The sequence below is a fragment of the Corynebacterium sp. BD556 genome, assembly GCF_038452275.1.
In the GTDB taxonomy this organism is placed as follows: Bacteria; Actinomycetota; Actinomycetes; order Mycobacteriales; family Mycobacteriaceae; genus Corynebacterium; species Corynebacterium mayonis.
The window spans coordinates 1,796,897-1,814,932 of record NZ_CP141643.1; the positions used below are offsets into that span (position 1 = coordinate 1,796,897).

15 protein-coding genes and 2 rRNA genes are annotated in these 18,036 nt (G+C 58.0%); 5 read left to right on the forward strand and 12 right to left on the reverse strand.

From position 1 onward, the window contains the following. Positions 1–14: 14 nt before the first annotated feature. The 3 genes from VLL26_RS08335 to VLL26_RS08345 all read right to left on the reverse strand — a co-directional run bounded on the left by VLL26_RS08335 (position 15) and on the right by VLL26_RS08345 (position 6,011). Positions 15–3,109: ribosomal RNA gene (locus VLL26_RS08335) — 23S ribosomal RNA — on the reverse strand. A 364-nt stretch (positions 3,110–3,473) separates the two neighbouring features. Next, positions 3,474–4,998 (reverse strand): 16S ribosomal RNA (locus VLL26_RS08340). The 16S and 23S rRNA genes sit together here, the layout of an rRNA operon. A 638-nt stretch (positions 4,999–5,636) precedes the next feature. Then, positions 5,637–6,011 (reverse strand): GntR family transcriptional regulator, encoded by a 375-nt coding sequence (locus VLL26_RS08345; protein ID WP_342318636.1) that lies wholly within the window; start codon positions 6,009–6,011, stop codon positions 5,637–5,639. 203 nt (positions 6,012–6,214) lie between these two features. Here VLL26_RS08345 and VLL26_RS08350 point away from each other — a divergent pair, with 203 nt between their 5' ends. Next, entirely contained in the window at positions 6,215–7,414 is a 1,200-nt protein-coding gene (locus VLL26_RS08350) for an NYN domain-containing protein (protein ID WP_342318637.1), read from the forward strand. A gap of 9 nt (positions 7,415–7,423) precedes the next feature. Here the strand turns inward: VLL26_RS08350 and VLL26_RS08355 are convergent, their stop codons facing one another. Both VLL26_RS08355 and VLL26_RS08360 read right to left on the reverse strand, forming a co-directional pair. Then, positions 7,424–8,263 (reverse strand): PspA/IM30 family protein, encoded by an 840-nt coding sequence (locus VLL26_RS08355; RefSeq protein WP_342318639.1) that lies wholly within the window; start codon positions 8,261–8,263, stop codon positions 7,424–7,426. A gap of 103 nt (positions 8,264–8,366) precedes the next feature. Further along, complete coding sequence (locus tag VLL26_RS08360) at positions 8,367–8,735, reverse strand: thioredoxin family protein (RefSeq protein WP_342318640.1); 369 nt, start codon at positions 8,733–8,735, stop codon at positions 8,367–8,369. A 126-nt stretch (positions 8,736–8,861) separates the two neighbouring features. On the opposite strand from VLL26_RS08360, the gene VLL26_RS08365 reads away from it, so the two are divergent. The 4 genes from VLL26_RS08365 to VLL26_RS08380 are packed head-to-tail and all read left to right on the forward strand — an operon-like array spanning position 8,862 to position 12,874. Continuing rightward, positions 8,862–9,074 (forward strand): transporter, encoded by a 213-nt coding sequence (locus VLL26_RS08365; protein WP_342318641.1) that lies wholly within the window; start codon positions 8,862–8,864, stop codon positions 9,072–9,074. Between the two features lie 12 nt (positions 9,075–9,086). Next, complete coding sequence (locus VLL26_RS08370; RefSeq protein ID WP_342318642.1) at positions 9,087–9,287, forward strand: heavy-metal-associated domain-containing protein; 201 nt, start codon at positions 9,087–9,089, stop codon at positions 9,285–9,287. 33 nt (positions 9,288–9,320) lie between these two features. Next, a complete protein-coding gene (locus VLL26_RS08375; RefSeq protein WP_342318643.1) occupies positions 9,321–11,558 on the forward strand; it encodes a heavy metal translocating P-type ATPase in 2,238 nt (745 codons plus the stop codon). An 11-nt stretch (positions 11,559–11,569) separates the two neighbouring features. After that, positions 11,570–12,874 carry an MFS transporter gene (locus VLL26_RS08380; protein WP_342318644.1) on the forward strand — a complete coding sequence of 435 codons (1,305 nt, stop codon included), beginning with the start codon at positions 11,570–11,572 and terminating at the stop codon, positions 12,872–12,874. 5 nt (positions 12,875–12,879) lie between these two features. Here the strand turns inward: VLL26_RS08380 and VLL26_RS08385 are convergent, their stop codons facing one another. The 7 genes from VLL26_RS08385 to VLL26_RS08415 all read right to left on the reverse strand — a co-directional run bounded on the left by VLL26_RS08385 (position 12,880) and on the right by VLL26_RS08415 (position 18,034). Further along, complete coding sequence (locus VLL26_RS08385; protein WP_342318645.1) at positions 12,880–13,071, reverse strand: hypothetical protein; 192 nt, start codon at positions 13,069–13,071, stop codon at positions 12,880–12,882. Positions 13,072–13,141: 70 nt separating this feature from the next. Beyond that, a complete protein-coding gene (gene dnaB / locus VLL26_RS08390; RefSeq protein WP_342318646.1) occupies positions 13,142–14,578 on the reverse strand; it encodes a replicative DNA helicase in 1,437 nt (478 codons plus the stop codon). 339 nt (positions 14,579–14,917) lie between these two features. After that, the gene (gene rplI, locus VLL26_RS08395) at positions 14,918–15,370 is read right to left on the reverse strand and encodes a 50S ribosomal protein L9 (RefSeq protein ID WP_342318647.1); all 453 of its coding nucleotides are present in this window, start codon (positions 15,368–15,370) and stop codon (positions 14,918–14,920) included. Positions 15,371–15,409: 39 nt separating this feature from the next. Next, complete coding sequence (locus tag VLL26_RS08400; protein WP_342318648.1) at positions 15,410–15,949, reverse strand: single-stranded DNA-binding protein; 540 nt, start codon at positions 15,947–15,949, stop codon at positions 15,410–15,412. A 56-nt stretch (positions 15,950–16,005) separates the two neighbouring features. Next, entirely contained in the window at positions 16,006–16,302 is a 297-nt protein-coding gene (rpsF, locus tag VLL26_RS08405) for a 30S ribosomal protein S6 (protein WP_342318649.1), read from the reverse strand. A 127-nt stretch (positions 16,303–16,429) separates the two neighbouring features. Next, the gene (locus VLL26_RS08410) at positions 16,430–16,621 is read right to left on the reverse strand and encodes a hypothetical protein (protein WP_342318650.1); all 192 of its coding nucleotides are present in this window, start codon (positions 16,619–16,621) and stop codon (positions 16,430–16,432) included. Beyond that, positions 16,622–18,034 carry a glycosyltransferase family 87 protein gene (locus VLL26_RS08415; RefSeq protein WP_342318651.1) on the reverse strand — a complete coding sequence of 471 codons (1,413 nt, stop codon included), beginning with the start codon at positions 18,032–18,034 and terminating at the stop codon, positions 16,622–16,624. Positions 18,035–18,036: the final 2 nt, after the last annotated feature.

Below are 18,036 nucleotides of genomic sequence, written 5' to 3' on the forward strand. Positions count from 1 at the left end.
CGGTTGTGTTGTTGAGTTTTGCGTTGTTGGTGTATTAGTACCAGTCACCTCATGCACATTGCTGTGTGTCCAGATCTGGCCTATCAACCCACTGATCTCGTGGGAACCTCAAAAGAAACCTCATCTTGAAACGGGCTTCCCGCTTAGATGCTTTCAGCGGTTATCCCTTCCGTACGTAGCCAACCAGCCGTGCTCCTGGCGGAACAACTGGCACACCAGAGGTACGTCCGTCCCGGTCCTCTCGTACTAGGGACAGCCTTTCTCAAGTTTCTGCGCGCGCGGCGGATAGAGACCGAACTGTCTCACGACGTTCTGAACCCAGCTCGCGTGCCGCTTTAATGGGCGAACAGCCCAACCCTTGGGACCTACTCCAGCCCCAGGATGCGACGAGCCGACATCGAGGTGCCAAACCATCCCGTCGATATGGACTCTTGGGGAAGATCAGCCTGTTATCCCCGGGGTACCTTTTATCCGTTGAGCGACACCACATCCACAAGTAGGTGCCGGATCACTAGTCCCGACTTTCGTCCCTGCTCGACTTGTAGGTCTCGCAGTCAAGCTCCCTTGTGCACTTACACTCGCCACCTGATTGCCAACCAGGCTGAGGGAACCTTTGGGCGCCTCCGTTACTCTTTAGGAGGCAACCGCCCCAGTTAAACTACCCACCAGGCACTGTCCCCAACCCAGATCATGGGCCAAGGTTAAGGTATCCACTACGGTCAGAGTGGTATTTCAACAACGACTCCACAACCACTAGCGTGGCCGCTTCACAGTCTCCCACCTATCCTACACAAACCGCACCGAACACCAATACCAAGCTATAGTGAAGGTCCCGGGGTCTTCTCGTCCTGCCGCGCGAAACGAGCATCTTTACTCGTACTGCAATTTCACCGGGCCTGTGGTTGAGACAGCAGGGGAGTCGTTACGCCATTCGTGCAGGTCGGAACTTACCCGACAAGGAATTTCGCTACCTTAGGATGGTTATAGTTACCACCGCCGTTTACTGGGGCTTAAATTCTCCGCTTCGAACACAAAAGTGATCTAACAGGTCCTCTTAACCTTCCAGCACCGGGCAGGCGTCAGTCCGTATACATCAACGTAAAAGTCTTCGCACGGACCTGTGTTTTTGATAAACAGTCGCTCCCCTCTATTCTCTGCGCCCCACACCAGCTCACACACGTAAAGCATGATCACCAGCACAGGTCCCCCTTCTCCCGAAGTTACGGGGGCAATTTGCCGAGTTCCTTAACCACAGTTCACCCGACCGCCTTAGTATTCTCTACCTGACTACCTGTGTCGGTTTCGGGTACGGGCCATTGCCACACATCGCTAGAGGCTTTTCTCGACAGTCCAGGATCACCACCATCACCCCACCAAAGGGGCTACGCATCACGCCTCACACACAATGAACCCCGCATTTAACAAAGGTTCGTGCCACACGCTTGCACCGCAATCCAATAAACGGCGTGGCTACCTCACTGCGTCACCCCATCACTGACCTACTAAGCATCAGGCCCCACGCATCACCATCACCACACACTCAAAGAGCATGACAGCAACAGATCAGGGTGGTTAGTATCAACCATTCAGTCTTGGTCGCGTGACAACGGGTACGGGAATATCAACCCGTTAACCATCGACTACGCCTGTCGGCCTCGCCTTAGGACCCGACTCACCCTGGGAAGACGAACTTGACCCAGGAACCCTTAGTCATCCGGCGGATAAGATTCTCACTTATCACTCGTTACTCATGCCTGCATTCTCACTCGCGTGCAGTCCACAGCCCCTTACGATACTGCTTCACCCCACACACGACGCTCCCCTACCCAAACACACAAAAAGCATGCTTGCCGCGGCTTCGGCGGTGTACTTGAGCCCCACTACATTGTCGGCGCGAAACCACTCGACCAGTGAGCTATTACGCACTCTTTCAAGGATGGCTGCTTCTAAGCCAACCTCCTGGCTGTCTTCGCGATCCCACATCCTTTTCCACTTAGTACACCCTTAGGGGCCTTAACCGGCGATCTGGGCTGTTTCCCTCTCGACTATGAAGCTTATCCCCCACAGTCTCACTGCCATGCATCACTTACACCGGCATTCGGAGTTTGGCTGATGTTGCTAAGATGATAGTCCCGCTCAACCAACCAGTAGCTCTACCTCCGGCAAGCTAACATAACGCTGCACCTAAATGCATTTCGGGGAGAACCAGCTATCACGGAGTTTGATTGGCCTTTCACCCCTACCCACAGCTCATCCCCTCAGTTTTCAACCTAAGTGGGTTCGCGCCTCCACAACCTCTTACAGCTGCTTCACACTGGCCATGGGTAGATCACCCCGCTTCGGGTCCAGGACATGCCACTACAACACCCCATGAGGATTCGCTTTCGCTACGACTACCCCTTCACAAACGGGTTAACCTCGCGACATGCCGCTGACTCGCAGGCTCATTCTTCAAAAGGCACGCCATCACACACAAGAAGTGCTCTGACGGATTGTAAGCGCACGGTTTCAGGAACTATTTCACTCCCCTCCCGGGGTACTTTTCACCATTCCCTCACGGTACTACATCCACTATCGGTCACACTGAGTATTTAGGCTTACCGGGTGGTCCCGGCAGATTCACAGCAGATTCCACGAGCCCGCTGCTACTCGGGGCAACATGTCAACACAACAGCACAACGCCTTCACGTACAGGGGCTCTCACCCACTACGGCGCACCATCCCAGGCAACTTCCGCTAACGCACACTGCCATGCGCAGGCCTGACAGAACCCACACAACACATCCCCACAACCCCACATGCGCAACCCCTGTCAGGTATCACACACACATGGTTTAGCCTCATCCACTTTCGCTCGCCACTACTCACGGAATCACAATTGTTTTCTTCTCCTACGGGTACTGAGATGTTTCACTTCCCCGCGTCAACCCCCACACAGACTATGAATTCATCTGCGGGTCACACCACATAACCGGTGCGGGGTTTCCCCATTCGGACATCCTCGGATCAACGCTCAATTGGCAACTCCCCGAGGCTTAACGCAGCCTTTCACGTCCTTCATCGGCCCAGCATACCAAGGCATCCACCGTACGCCCTTACACACACAAAACACACACCCACACAAAGCAGGCATGCACACAAACAAAGAATAAAGATGCTCGCGTCCACTATACAGTTCTCACACACCACACCCACACCCACACACACAACCACAACGACCATGCACACAGACGAAGCCACAAGGAACAACACGCATGCCATCCCAGACACCCAACAGCGCACCAACCCAAACACAAAAGCCTGCATCCACAATCACGCCCACCTAGCTGCAACCACACCCACACACACCAACATGCAGGGAATGCGCATCCACCCGGACACACGCAACCATTTACACACAACGATGGCAGCACCACACACGGACACTCAACCACCAACACCCCACAACTGCGAGGCACAAAAAAACTCCTTAGAAAGGAGGTGATCCAGCCGCACCTTCCGGTACGGCTACCTTGTTACGACTTCGTCCCAATCGCCGATCCCACCTTCGACAGCTCCCTAACAAGTTTAGGCCACTGGCTTCGGGTGTTACCAACTTTCATGACGTGACGGGCGGTGTGTACAAGGCCCGGGAACGTATTCACCGCAGCGTTGCTGATCTGCGATTACTAGCGACTCCGACTTCATGGGGTCGAGTTGCAGACCCCAATCCGAACTACGACCGGCTTTCAGCGATTAGCTCATCCTCACGAACTCGCGCACGCGCTGTACCGACCATTGTAGCATGTGTGAAGCCCTGGACATAAGGGGCATGATGATTTGACGTCGTCCCCACCTTCCTCCGAGTTAACCCCGGCAGTCTCTCATGAGTCCCCACCACAACATGCTGGCAACATAAGACAAGGGTTGCGCTCGTTGCGGGACTTAACCCAACATCTCACGACACGAGCTGACGACAACCATGCACCACCTGTACACCAGCCACAAAGGGAAAGACCATCTCTGGCCCGAACCGGTGTATGTCAAGCCCAGGTAAGGTTCTTCGCGTTGCATCGAATTAATCCACATGCTCCGCCGCTTGTGCGGGCCCCCGTCAATTCCTTTGAGTTTTAGCCTTGCGGCCGTACTCCCCAGGCGGGGCGCTTAATGCGTTAGCTACGGCACGAACCCCGTGGAAGGGACTCACACCTAGCGCCCACCGTTTACGGCATGGACTACCAGGGTATCTAATCCTGTTCGCTACCCATGCTTTCGCTCCTCAGCGTCAGTTACTGCCCAGAGACCTGCCTTCGCCATCGGTGTTCCTCCTGATATCTGCGCATTTCACCGCTACACCAGGAATTCCAGTCTCCCCTACAGCACTCAAGTTATGCCCGTATCGCCTGCAGTCCCACAGTTAAGCCATGGACTTACACAAACGACGCGACAAACCACCTACGAGCTCTTTACGCCCAGTAATTCCGGACAACGCTCGCACCCTACGTATTACCGCGGCTGCTGGCACGTAGTTAGCCGGTGCTTCTTATCCAGGTACCGTCACTTACAAAAGCTTCGTCCCTGACGAAAGGAGTTTACAACCCGAAGGCCTTCATCCCCCACGCGGCGTCGCTGCATCAGGCTTGCGCCCATTGTGCAATATTCCCCACTGCTGCCTCCCGTAGGAGTCTGGGCCGTATCTCAGTCCCAATGTGGCCGTACACCCTCTCAGGCCGGCTACCCGTCGACGCCTTGGTAGGCCATTACCCCACCAACAAGCTGATAGGCCGCGAGCTCATCCCATACCGCAAAAGCTTTCCACCAACACACCTACATGCCGGTCCTATCCAGTATTAGACCCAGTTTCCCAGGCTTATCCCGAAGTACAGGGCAGATCACCCACGTGTTACTCACCCGTTCGCCACTCGAGTACCAGCGCAAGCACTGGCCTTTCCGTTCGACTTGCATGTGTTAAGCACGCCGCCAGCGTTCATCCTGAGCCAGGATCAAACTCTCCACAAAAAAGTTTCAACACAAAAGCGAAACAGGCCGTGAAAAGCCCAAAACCCAACAAAAAACAAACCAACCACCACACACAACATGCGATGAACTGGCAATCCAAAAATTACTGCAACCAACCCCCACACCCGACGGGGCACAACAGGAGATTGGCAAAAAATAGTTCACAGCGAAACATTCATCCACCATGCACCACGCAAAAACGTCACGTGAAGCAGCATCCAATCATTGGTTCAGACACCACCCACCGGCACGCACCCCACCACCCACAAAGAGCAGCCAGGCACACACGGCACACAACCAAACAAACACAACCATGAACACAAACAAAAAATGCTTGAATTGGCACACTATCGAGTTCTCAAACAACACACGCACACCCCCACACCCAACCCACACACAGGCCAAGCATGAAAAGCGGCTTGAACAACACTACACAACCACACCCACCAAGTCAAAACCCGGCACAAGTGCATCAAAACTCGATTGCTTCATGTCACGCCAACAATCGTTTTCCTAACCGCCTAACACACCAACCCTAAACAGCTAGCGGGGCGCTGTCGGTCTTGCTGACACGACATAAAGCTACACACCCCCACCAACAACACCAAATCCCCAGCTCAAAGCGGGTATTCTAGATGCTATTTATACATGCCGCGGCTTGCTGCGACGCGGTCTATGAGGTTTTGGAGGCGGCCTTTGTCGTAGCCGAGTCTGAGGGCTTCGTCGATAAGCGGTGCGATGAAGGCCGCAGGAAAATGCTGCCGGCGGCGACGCTGAACCTCCTCGCGCGCGCCGCTTGCCACGAAGTTGCCGATACCCCGGCGAGTTTCAATGATCCCGGCCCCGACAAGTATGGCGAGGCCCTTTCGGGCGGTGGCGGGGTTTATTCCGTGGAAACTTGCCAACTCGTTGGTGGAGGGCACGCGGGCACCTTGTGCGAGGTGGCCTTCGAGGATGAGGTCTTCGACATACGTCGCCACCTGACTGAAGAGCGGCTCAACTTCCGAGTTCATTGTTTTGAAAATTTCTGGTTAGTTACTTGTGTAACCAACCGTATAAGAGGTGGAAGAAACCAGCAAGGTTTCTTGTTGACCTTTTACGTACAGTTGTTGTAACGATTCCCCAGCACACCGTGACTCAACGAGGAAACGTAGTGCACACTGGGAAACGTCCAACGAACAATTTTTAGAAACAATAGATACGGAATTTAGGAGCCATGCTTGAGCGCACAGTTGTATTCGTCGATACCTCATACCTGCTTGCGAGCTTTTACAACTCGTGGGAGATCGGAGCACGTTCACAGTTAGAAATTGACCTTCCGGAAGTTGTGGCGACCCTCCACACCATGATCGGCCAGCAACTCAACCAACCCGTCCACCGCCAATACTGGTACGACGGCATCCCCGAATCGGGTCCACACCGTTACCAACGCACACTACGTCGCTGCGACGGTGTGCAGCTACGCACCGGACAACTCATCGAATTGGGCGAGCGCCGCACCCAAAAAGGAGTGGACACCCGCCTCGTCGCCGACGTGGTCCTCAACGCCACGCGCGGCCAGTTCAGCGACTTCGTCATCGTCACCGGAGACGCAGACATGATCCCCGGCGTCGAGGAGGCCAGCAACCACGGCGTCCGCGTCCACCTCTACGGCTTCGGCTGGGATTCAATGTCCTCGGCGCTGCGCCACGCGTGCGATACCACCACGGTGCTCGACCCGCGCGAGGACTTCGCCGACGCCATGCAGCTACAGGTTTTAGAAGGCCCGTTGCCACCGTCGATCCGTGAGCGGCCGCTTAACGACGCCGAACCGCTCGAGGCCGACACGGGACCAGCCCCCATTCCGCTGGGCAACCCCCTCCAGGCCGACACCGCCGAAGAGGAAAGGCCCACGGCGGAGCAAAAGCTCACTGAGCAAAAGCTCACTGAGGAACCCGATCCGGCCACTCCCTCACCGGCGACACTCGCCGCAGCCGCGCAACAACCGCCGAAAGACGATGATTGTGAAGACGTCGAGCCAACCGAGGCGGAGGCCGAGGTCAACCGGCAAAACAATGCGGGCCCGAAGCCCGCGCCGAAACCGTCAATGATGGCGCCACGGCGCAAGCTTCGTTCCCGCTACGTGCCCCTGCCGGAGGAGGTGTGGACCTCGGCAGGATTCCAAACGCCTTACGACGTCGGCCAGCAATACGCCACCTGGTGGTATGAAAACGCCGCCTCCTCAGAGCAGCGCGACAAAGCTCACATGCTCTCCGGTGGCGGGCTGCCACCGGAGATCGACCGGCCACTTCTGCAATTCGCCTGCGAAACTCTCCACGAATACACCCTGAGCGAAACCCAGCGCGTCAACCTGCGCGACGGCTTCCACTCGGGTATTCGCGGAGTGCTCATCAACATCCGCAAATCGAACACCTAAGGACAGGGCTTAGTTGTCTTCCTCGAGGTTGTCTTCCTCGAGGTTGTTCGGGGCCTCGTCGTCAGCGTCAACACTCACGGTGTCGTGTGCGTTTTCGGCAGCGGACTTCCCCGCCTCAAGCTCGCCTGCGTTATCCATCGAGGCGCGAATTTCGGCGAGGCGGGCGGAGGCGGCGAAGTCGTTGCTGCCGCTTTCAATCTCTGAGATGCGCGGAGTCAGCGAGCTTTGCGCCAGTTCCTGCGCGCCGAGCGCGGTGGCGTGACGGCGCTCAATCTTTTGACGCACCGCATCAAGAGTAGGCACGTTGTCATTGCCGCCGAACTGGTTAATTGAATCCATGGTGGCGGCCGTCTGCTCCTGCATCTGTGCTTGTTCGATCTGGCTTTCCAGCTCAGCGACCTGGCCGAGTTGCTCCTGCAGGCGCGCTTCCGACTGCTTTTGCTTCTGCTGAGCTTCGGCGGCGGCCTGCTCAGCGGCATGGAAGGCGCCTTTGGTCTGCTCGATCTCCTGCTCGACGGAGACAAGTTGGGAGGCAAACATCTCGGCAGTCTGATTGAACTCCCCAGCCTTGTGGGTGTCACCTTCTACCGTTGCCTTGTCGGCGGCTTGCAGGGCGGCGCGGGCTTTGCCCTGCAGGTCTTCCTGCGACTTCAGCAGACGCTCAAGCTTCATCTGGAGCTGGTTGCGGTTGCCGATGATGTGGGCAGCGTGATGAGTAATTTCGTTGTGGCGTCGTTTGGCCTCTGCAATTGCCTGCTGGACCTGAACCTTCGGGTCGGCATTTTCTTCGATTTTCGCGTCGAGGGACTGCATGAGATACTTCCAGCCCTTATTGAACGGGTTCGGCATGGGTTAAGACCTTCCTTCGGAATTCATGTGGGTGTCTTAACGCGTGAGTGTACGCAAAAAGCGCCCACCAACTGGTGAGCGCTACAGGGAGGCGTCGAAAAGCTTATTGGCCCTTGTTCTGCTCCTCGACCTGGCGACGTACCTCCTCCATGTCCAGCGCCTTTACCTGCTTGACTAAATCATCTAAAGCGGCCGGGGGCAGAGCGCCCGCGTTGCGGTAGAGCAAGATGCCATCACGGAAAGCCATCAAGGTCGGGATTGCCTGGATCTCAAGCATCTGAGCGGTCATCTGGTTGGCCTCGGTGTCAAGCTTGGCAAAGGTAACATCGGGGTGGTCCGCGGAGGCCTTCTCATAGGTTGGAGCGAAAGCCTTGCACGGACCGCACCAATCGGCCCACGCGTCAACGAAAACAATGCCGTCGGCCTCAACAGTTTCCTGAAAGGTGTCATCGGTCACGTCGATGGTATTCATTGGGGATTCTCCTTAATATGTCTGTTAGCTTGTCTGTGGGTAACAACAATAGCGAGCGTCTGTTCATTCCAAGCGGCGCAAAGACCCGGCTTAAAGCCTTGGACAACAGCGCACAGGTGAATGTAAATGCGAAAGAACTACCACATCAGCGGCCCAACGCACGAGGCCGCCGTTGACTCCCTGATCGACGAGGTTAATCTTGTCGAAGGCACCCAAGGTGTCGAAGTAGAGGCCGAGAAGGGCGTCATGGCCGTCACCGGCGTGGATTTTTCCGATGCACACATCCTTGCAGCCGTCAAAGCGGCTGGTTTCACGCTCGACGACGACCTGGCCCCCTAGGAAAGGATCATCATGGCAACACGTCAATTCACGGTCGAGGGGATGACCTGCGGCCACTGTGAGATGAGTGTGAAAGAGGAGATTTCCGAAATCACCGGGGTTGAAAGTGTCACCGCCGACCACATCACCGGTTTGGTCGAGGTCACCGGCGAAGGATTTACCACCGCAGACGTCGCGAAGGCCATCGCGGAAGCCGGCTACTCCTTAGCCTAGATTCCTATACCCCCAAGGGGTATAGTTGGGTGTATGACTACACCATCCTTGGAGCACCTTGAGCTCGGCGTGACCGGCATGACCTGCACGTCGTGCTCCTCACGCGTCCAAAGAAAGCTCAACAAGCTCGACGGTGTGGATGCCACGGTGAATTTCTCCACCGAAACAGCCACCGTCAACTACGACCCGGCGCAAACCACCCCGGAATCACTCATCGAGACAATCCGTGGCGCGGGATACGACGCCTTTAAGCTTGCCGACGCCACCGCGAACGAACCGGCCGCCCCGCCAACGACCTCCCGCCTTGACGAGGCGCGCGACCGCGAAGCCGAACATCTGAAATACACGACCACCTGGGCGGCGTGTGTGTCCGCGCCGGTGGTGTTGGTGTCTATGATCCCGGCCTGGCAATTCCCGAACTGGCAGTGGGCAGCATTGGCCGCCACAACGCTGGTTTTCTTCTCCGCAGGTTCCGTTTTCCACCGCGCCACCTTGACCAACCTACGCCACGGCGGGGTGACTATGGACACCCTGATCAGCCTGGGCACGACCGCGGCGTACCTGTGGTCTATCTGGGCTTTGTTCTTCGGCGCTGCCGGCGCACCCGGCATGCGCATGGAGATGCACCTTTTGCCATCGCGCGCCGGCATGGACGAGATCTACCTGGAAACCGTGTGCGTGGTCATCACCTTTCTCCTGGTGGGCCGGTGGTTTGAGGTACGCGCCAAGGGGCACAGCTCCCAAGCCTTGCGCGAGCTTTTCAACATGGGAGCCAAAGACGCCGCCGTGATCCGCGATGGCCGAGAAGTGCGCGTACCTATTGAGCGCGTCGCCGTCGGTGATGTTTTCGTCTCCCGCCCTGGCGAGAAGATCGCCACCGACGGCCGGGTGGTCAGCGGTTCTACGGCAGTCGACGAATCCATGATGACCGGCGAGTCCGTCCCCGTCGAGGTGACACAAGGCTCTTTGGTCACGGGCGCGACCTTAAACCTGACGGGCCGCATCCTAGTGGAAGCCACTCGCGTCGGCTCCGAGACGACCTTGGCTCAAATGGGCCAACTGATGCGCAACGCTCAGGCCGGCAAAGCTCCGGTCGAGCGGCTCGTCGACCGCATTTCGCGGATCTTCGTGCCGTTGGTCATTGCAATCTCCCTGATGTCGCTTGGTGTCCACCTTGCTTTGGGCTTCGGTGTGGCGCCGTCGTTTACCGCCGCGGTGTCAGTGCTCATCATCGCCTGCCCCTGCGCACTTGGATTGGCCACGCCCACCGCGATCCTGGTGGGTACTGGCCGCGGCGCTCAACTCGGACTGCTGATTAAAGGCCCGGAGATCCTCGAAAACACCCGCCGTACCGACACAGTGGTGCTTGACAAGACTGGCACTATCACCAGCGGCGAGATGAGCGTCGACCATGTCCGCGCAGCCGCGGGTTTCAACGAGGAGGAGGTTCTTGCTTTCGCGGCGGCCGCGGAGACAGGTTCGGTGCATCCGATTGCGCAGGCCATCTCCGGCGCCGTTGCATCTCACCCCACAGCCAGCGAGTTCAGCAGCCGCGCCGGCTGGGGTGTGACAGCCAATGTTGAGGGCCACCGCGTTTACGTGGGGCGCCCGAACGCAAAGCTCGGTTCTCTCGCCGGCGCTTTCCGCGCTGCCGAAGACAAGGGTGGCACCGCCGTGGCTGTCGAGGTTGACGGGCAGCTCGCTGGGGTGATCTCGGTGCGTGACACCATCAAGGCAGACTCGGTGGAGGCTATCGCCGCTTTCAAGGAGCTGGGGCTAAACCCGCACCTTGTGACGGGTGATAACGCCAGGGCTGCTCAAGCGGTCGCTTTCGCGGTGGGTATTTCGGAGGACAACGTCACGGCAGGGGTGCTTCCGGAAGATAAGGTGGAGGCAATCAAGCGCTTGCAGGGCGAGGGCAGAATCGTCGCCATGGTCGGCGATGGTGTCAACGACGCCGCCGCCCTTGCCCAAGCAGACCTCGGGATGGCGATGGGCGCGGGCACCGACGTGGCCATTGAGGCTTCCGACATTACTTTGATGCGCAGTACGTTGGGTTCGGCGGTTGATGCAATACGCCTGTCACGTCAAACACTCGCCACCATCAAGGGCAACCTGTTTTGGGCCTTCGCCTACAATGTCGTCCTCGTTCCGGTTGCCGCGATAGGTCTTCTCAACCCGATGCTTGCCGGCATCGCCATGGCGTTTTCCTCGGTTTTTGTGGTGTCGAATTCTCTGCGCCTGCGCGGGTTTCGCCCGCGTTTTGCGTAAACTTCTCCGTCATGAATGACCTGACTCGCTCTGAACGGCTCGACCGGCTCCCCGTTACTCCAAAGCACCGCAAACTGCTTGTCGGTTCGGGCATTGGGTGGGCACTTGATGCGATGGACATTGGTCTGGTTTCTTTTGTCATCGCCGCGCTCGCCGTCCACTGGCATTTAACCCCGGCGACCTCGTCTTTGATCGCGTCGGTGGGTTTCGTCGGCATGGCGATCGGCGCTTCGCTCGGCGGCTTGCTCGCGGACAAGATTGGGCGTCGTCAGGTTTTCGCCGCAACACTGCTGGTGTATGGCCTGGCCACGGGGGCCAGTGCTTTGGCCAGTTCGGTCGCCGTCCTGATGGTTTTGCGTTTTCTGATCGGTTTGGGTCTCGGCGCTGAACTACCCGTGGCTTCGACCCTGGTCAGTGAGTTCTCGCCGCGGCGGGTGCGCGGCCGGATGGTTGTGCTTCTTGAGGCTTTTTGGGCGATTGGTTGGATTCTGGCGGCCCTGATCGGCACCTTTGTTGTCTCGCAAGGAGAAAACGGTTGGCGCTGGGGGCTCGCCTTGGGTGCAGTGCCGGCTCTCTACGCCATTTACGTCCGTCTCGGTTTGCCGGAGTCGGTTCGCTTCCTCGAGGCGAAGGGCCGTGAGGAGGAAGCTGAAGCTGTCGTGCGCTCCTTCGAGGCCGCCGCTGATCCTTCGCTTTACGACGACACCCCCGCGCCCAAACAACCCGCCGTCACCGGCGGAATTTGGGGTGCAGAGCTAGCTCCCCGCACGTTGGCTTTCTGGGTGGTGTGGTTTTGTGTCTCCCTGGCCTACTACGGGGCTTTCATTTGGATTCCTTCGCTGCTGGTCCAGGAGGGATACACCTTGGTGCGCTCGTTTGCCTTCACGCTGATCATCACCTTGGCGCAGTTGCCTGGTTACGCCGCTGCTGCCTGGCTCATTGAGGTTTGGGGCCGCCGCATTACCTTGTCGGTGTTTTTGGCTGGTTCGGCGATCTCCGCTTTGCTTTTCGGGCTGGCTGGCTCGCAATGGCAAATTATCGCCGCTGGCTGTTGCTTGTCCTTCTTCAACTTGGGCGCGTGGGGCGCTCTTTACGCCATTGGCCCAGAGCTCTACCCCACTGACATCCGCGCCACCGGCACGGGCGCTGGCGCAGCGTTCGGGCGCATCGGCTCAATCCTTGCTCCGATCGCCGTCCCACTGGCGCTGAGTTTTGGGGGAACGAGCATGGTGTTCGGGATATTTGCGGCGTCGTTTGCTATCGCGTGCGTCGCCGCGTTTACACTTCCTGAGCAGCGCGGCGTCGCATTGCCCTGAAGCTACTAGCGGAAAAGTGAACGTAGTCGCTCGGCGATTCCGCCGGGGCGGCCAGCGCTGCTGTCGATGTCCCCGATATCGCGGGGCAGGTTGTATAGGACCGTCGCGTTGTCGGTCCTGGCTACTGTGATGGCGCCGTCAAGCCGGGCGAAAGTGCTAGCGCACGGCTCGGACGCTTTAATGGATCGTACCGTCACGGCTCCTCCTCTCATGTGCCTGCCATGATAAAGGCAGCTGAGAGAGTTTTCATCGTTGCCAAGGCTACCCTTACTTGTCGTGCGCCATGTTGACGAAGCGCGAGTAGTGGAGTTGGTGCGCCACCGAAATCGTATCTATCGGGCCACCGCGGTGCTTGGCCACGATGATGTCAGCCTCGCCCGCACGCACGTCATCACGATCCTGCGAGTCGGGCCGGTAAAGCAAAAACACCATGTCGGCGTCTTGCTCCAGGGAGCCGGACTCGCGCAGGTCCGCTAACTGCGGCTTCTTGTCGGTGCGGGACTCGGGGCCACGGTTGAGCTGCGAGATCGCAATGACCGGCACATCAAGTTCTTTTGCCAGCAGTTTCAGGTGACGGGAAAACTCCGACACTTCTTGCTGGCGCGATTCAACTCTGCGCCCGGAGCTCATCAACTGCAGGTAGTCGAGCACGATTAAGTCCAGCCCGTGTGTCTGCTTGAGGCGCCGCGCCTTGGAACGAATCTCCATCATGGTCAGGTTCGGGGAGTCGTCGATAAACAGCGGCGCTTCCTGGATTTCCGTCAGCCGATAGGTGAGTTTTTCCCAGTCTCCTTCGTCCATGTGCCCGGAGCGCATCGCGGACAGCTTAATCTCGGTTTCCGCCGAGAGCATGCGCATGATGATTTCGGAGGCGCTCATCTCTAAGGAGAAGATGACGGAGGTTTTGCCGTGAGTAATTGAACACGAACGGATAAAATCCAGCGCGAGTGTGGATTTGCCCACTCCGGGTCGGGCGGCGATAATGACCATCTGCCCGCCGTGCAGGCCATTGGTGAGCCTGTCTAGATCGATAAAACCCGTGGGCACGCCCTGTTCGAGCCCGCCTCCCTGCTCAATGGAGGCAAGCTCGTCGACGGTGGGTTTAAGGAGGTCTTTGAGTGGCTTGTAGTCCTCACCAGCCTGGCGTTTGGCAACTTTAAAGACTTCTTGCTGAGCCCGATCGACGATCTGCTCGACCTCGGAGCCTTCATCACCTTCGTATCCGTACTGCACCACGCGGGTGCCTGCGTTGACAAGCTGGCGCAGCAGCGACTTCTCCTCAACGATCTGCGCGTAGTAACGCGCATTGGCCGCGGTGGGCACCTCGGAGATCAAAGTATGCAGATACGGCGCGCCGCCTGCCCGCTCTAGTTCGTTCAAACGGTCCAAACGCCCGGCGACGATGAGCACGTCGATGTCGCTGCCTTGCGCGAACAGGTCGAGTATCGCGCGGTAGATCGTTTGGTGCGAGGGGTAATAGAAGTCATCCGGCTGGAGGTTTTCTACCACGTCGACGACGGTGTCTGGGCTAAGCAGCATAGCTCCGAGCACGCCGCGTTCTGCCCTTTCGTCGTGCGGTGGTTTGCGGTACTCCTTGAGGTCCGCCCGCTTGTTGTCGAATGTGCTGTACCCGCTTGCAGGCGGCTCTTCCGGGGGTGTGTAGTCACCGTCGTCGAAGCTTGTTGCGCCCAAATTTGTTGCCATATCTGCCTCCCTCGGCTCATCGTACCCTGCGATCTTCCCGCACTACAGCAGTTATCCACAGGGGCTGTGAAATGCGGCGACAACCCCGCAGGTGGGCTGTGGACAATTTGTGGACAACCCATTGCATTACTTAGCGTACCCCCAGTTCAATCGGTTTATATTCACATTCCAACTGAAGTGCATAAAGGTGAATAAGTTGCCCACCAGGGGGTTTGACAGCAAGCCCCGCGAACGCTAGTTATCCACAGGCAAAAACGAAGCGCGGGCCCCACCCCTCACAGTGGGACCCGCGCCAAAGCTGTTGTCGTTGGACCTAGAATCTAGATCGTTGTGGAGTGCTTAAACGCCCACAACCTCGAAGTTCACCTTGCCCTCCACGTCGTCGTGGAGGTTGACCTTAACCTGGAAACCGCCAGTCTTGGTGATGTGACCCTTGGGCACAACAATGCGGCGCTTATCCAGGTTCGGGCCGCCTGCGGCACGAACCGCCTCAGCAATGTCGGCCGGTTTGACGGAACCGAACAGCTTGCCCGAGTTGGAGGTGCGAACCTTAACCTGAACACCATTGAGCTGGTCGAGTTGGTCGCGCAGCTCCTTAGCGTGATCCAGGTCGCGGACCTGGCGCTCAGCCTGGGCACGCTTAATGTCTTCGATCTGCTTCTCTGCGCCGCGGGTGGCCGGGATAGCCAGGCCGCGCGGGAGCAGGAAGTTACGTCCGTAGCCGCCCTTGACCTCGACAACATCGCCGGGTTCGCCAAGGTTATCAACGGCAGCGGTGAGGATCAGCTTCATAAATCCTAACCTTCCTTGTGCTTGAAAATACTTGGGGTTTTAGAACGGGGGCTCGTCATCCATCCCGCCGAATCCACCCGCTGGCGGGGCGGAGTTCCACGGGTCAGCTTGTTGGTTGCTTCCTTGCGAGTTCTGCTGCTGGCCACCGAAGTTGCCGGCACCAGAGTTGCGGTTTTGCTGTCCGCCGCCGTAGCCGCCCTGGCCGCCCTCACGCGGCGTGCGGGTCACGGAAGCGGTCGCATACTTCAAAGACGGGCCGACTTCGTCGACGTCGATTTCGAAGACGGTACGGTTATCGCCCTCACGGGTTTGGAAGGAACGCTGCTTCAAGCGACCATTGACAATCACGCGCATGCCCTTGCTCAGGGACTCCGCCACGTTTTCGGCTGCTTGGCGCCACGCGTTGCAGGTCAAGAACAAAGCTTCGCCGTCCTCCCACTGTCCCGAGTCACGATTGAAAACTCGGGGAGTGGAGGCGACGCGGAAATTCGCCACTGCGGCACCGCTGGGGGTGAAACGCAGTTCGGGATCAGCAACCAGGTTGCCGATCACGGTGATCGGGGTGTCGCCTTGTGCCATGTTCTTCTACCTTCCTCGCAAGCTGCTCGATTAACTGGAAACGAGCCTATCCGCTCTTACTTGTCGGTGCGCAGAACCTTGGTGCGCAAGATGTTGTCGTTCAGGCTCAAAACGCGGTCGAGCTCAGCCACGGTGTCAGCCTCACACTCGAGGTTGACCACAGCGTAAACGCCTTCTTCCTTCTTGTTGATCGGGTAGGCCAAACGGCGCTTGCCCCAGACATCAACCTTTTCCACTGTGCCGTTGTCCTTGCGGACTGTCTCAAGGAACTTATCCAGGGACGGGGCGACAGTGCGCTCATCCTGCTGCGGATCGAGGATGATCATTACTTCGTAGTGACGCACGGACCTCATCACCTCCTATGGTCTGAAAAATTGTAGTTTCGGCCACCGCACCATGCGATGGCAGGAGGGTCGTTGCGTCAAGCAACCCCTCCAGCGTACCCCAGGTGTCTTAGGAGGCAAAATGCTTGTCGACGCCCTACTGCGGGTTCGGCACCGCAACAAAGACAGCCAAAGACACCGGTATCACGGTGATGAACAAAAAGGCCGCTATACCCAAGCCCACCGCCAGCGAAATCTTTCGGAGCTTCGCGGTGACCCAAAAGGCCAAACCGAACAAGGCGAAGCCGATGACGACGGAGACGATCCCGACGATCGTTGCGGTATCCATTTACAGCTTCAAGGGGGCGTCGATAAGCGGGTCGCGTCCACCGTGAGCTTCGGCCACTTTATCTCGGCCCTTGCCCAGCATCTGACGCACAACCAGCACCATCATGAAAACGATGAGCGCATCGCGGCCGAGAATAACAAGGTTGAGGAACTCGCCCGGCACACCCTTGTTGTCCTCACCGAGCATGTGCCACATCAGCACCGGCCACACCAACATGTCCACTGTCATCCATGCCATCAGCAGCCGCCAATGCGGCAACGCAAGCACCGCCGGAGTAATCAACCAAATCGAATACTGGGGGCTCCACACCTTGTTAAACAGCAGGAAGAACGCAACGATGAGAAACAACAACTGCGCCACCCGCGGCATGTTCGGCGCCTTCAAACCAAGCACCAACACAAACACGCACCCGGAGAGGAACAAAAAGAGCGTAAGAGCATTCAAGATAACGGGAGTGCCCTCACCGTCGAAACCGCCCCAGCCGGTAGCGCGCGAAAACACCGCATAGATGGTTGTCCACTCCCAGGAACGCTCCGTGTTGAGGCGGTTAAACTCGCCCCAGGCGGCGGGATTGTGCAGGTAAATGGGTGCGTTGACCACAATCCACGACAAGGCCGCAGCAGCAGCCATCTTCGCAAAAGGCACCATCTTCCGCTTGCGCAGCGCCACAGTGAGATAAGCACCGAGCGCAAAGATCGGCCACATCTTGAAGGCAGCACCTAAACCGATCATGGCTCCCGCCAGCCAGAACTTTTCGTTGCGGGCCGCGAGCAGCGCCGCAACGAGGAAGAATATCGAAGGAATGTCCCAGTTGGTAAAGGCATGCATGATCAAAAGCGGGCTGCCCACGACCAGCAACGTATCCCAGATACGGTTACCGGCCAGCTCCGCGACCATTCGGGCGGTGACCACCCAGATCACCGACATCACAAGGGCGGTGAGGTAGAAGTACCAACCGACTTCCGGAAGCACACGCTCCGCGAGAAAGTAAGTGTTGCGGGCGATGAAACCTAACAGCGACTGAAACAGCCCAGCCAAAACCGGGTACTCCATGTAGCGAGTCACGCCGTCTTCTACCCAAGAAAAGTCGTAGACGAATCCGGGCTGGTCCAAGCCGCGCCCGCCGTAGAGCGGGACAATGTCGTTGTAGCAAAACGAGGTGTACTGCCGCCCGCCTGACCAGTTGAGCTGGAGCACACCGGCGTCGTCAAGCACTCCCCTGGCACAGTTCGCCTTCGACAGGGCGCCGAAGAACAAGAAAGTCCAAGCCACAGCGAAGATGGTGCGCAAGGGTGTCCAAAACCGGGCACGCCCAATCTGGGCGAAGCGGCCCATCGGCCCGCCAAGAAACTCAATCCAGCCCCGGGCCGAAGGCTCCGTCAAAGCAGGGGAGACACGATTTGTCGTCGTCATGC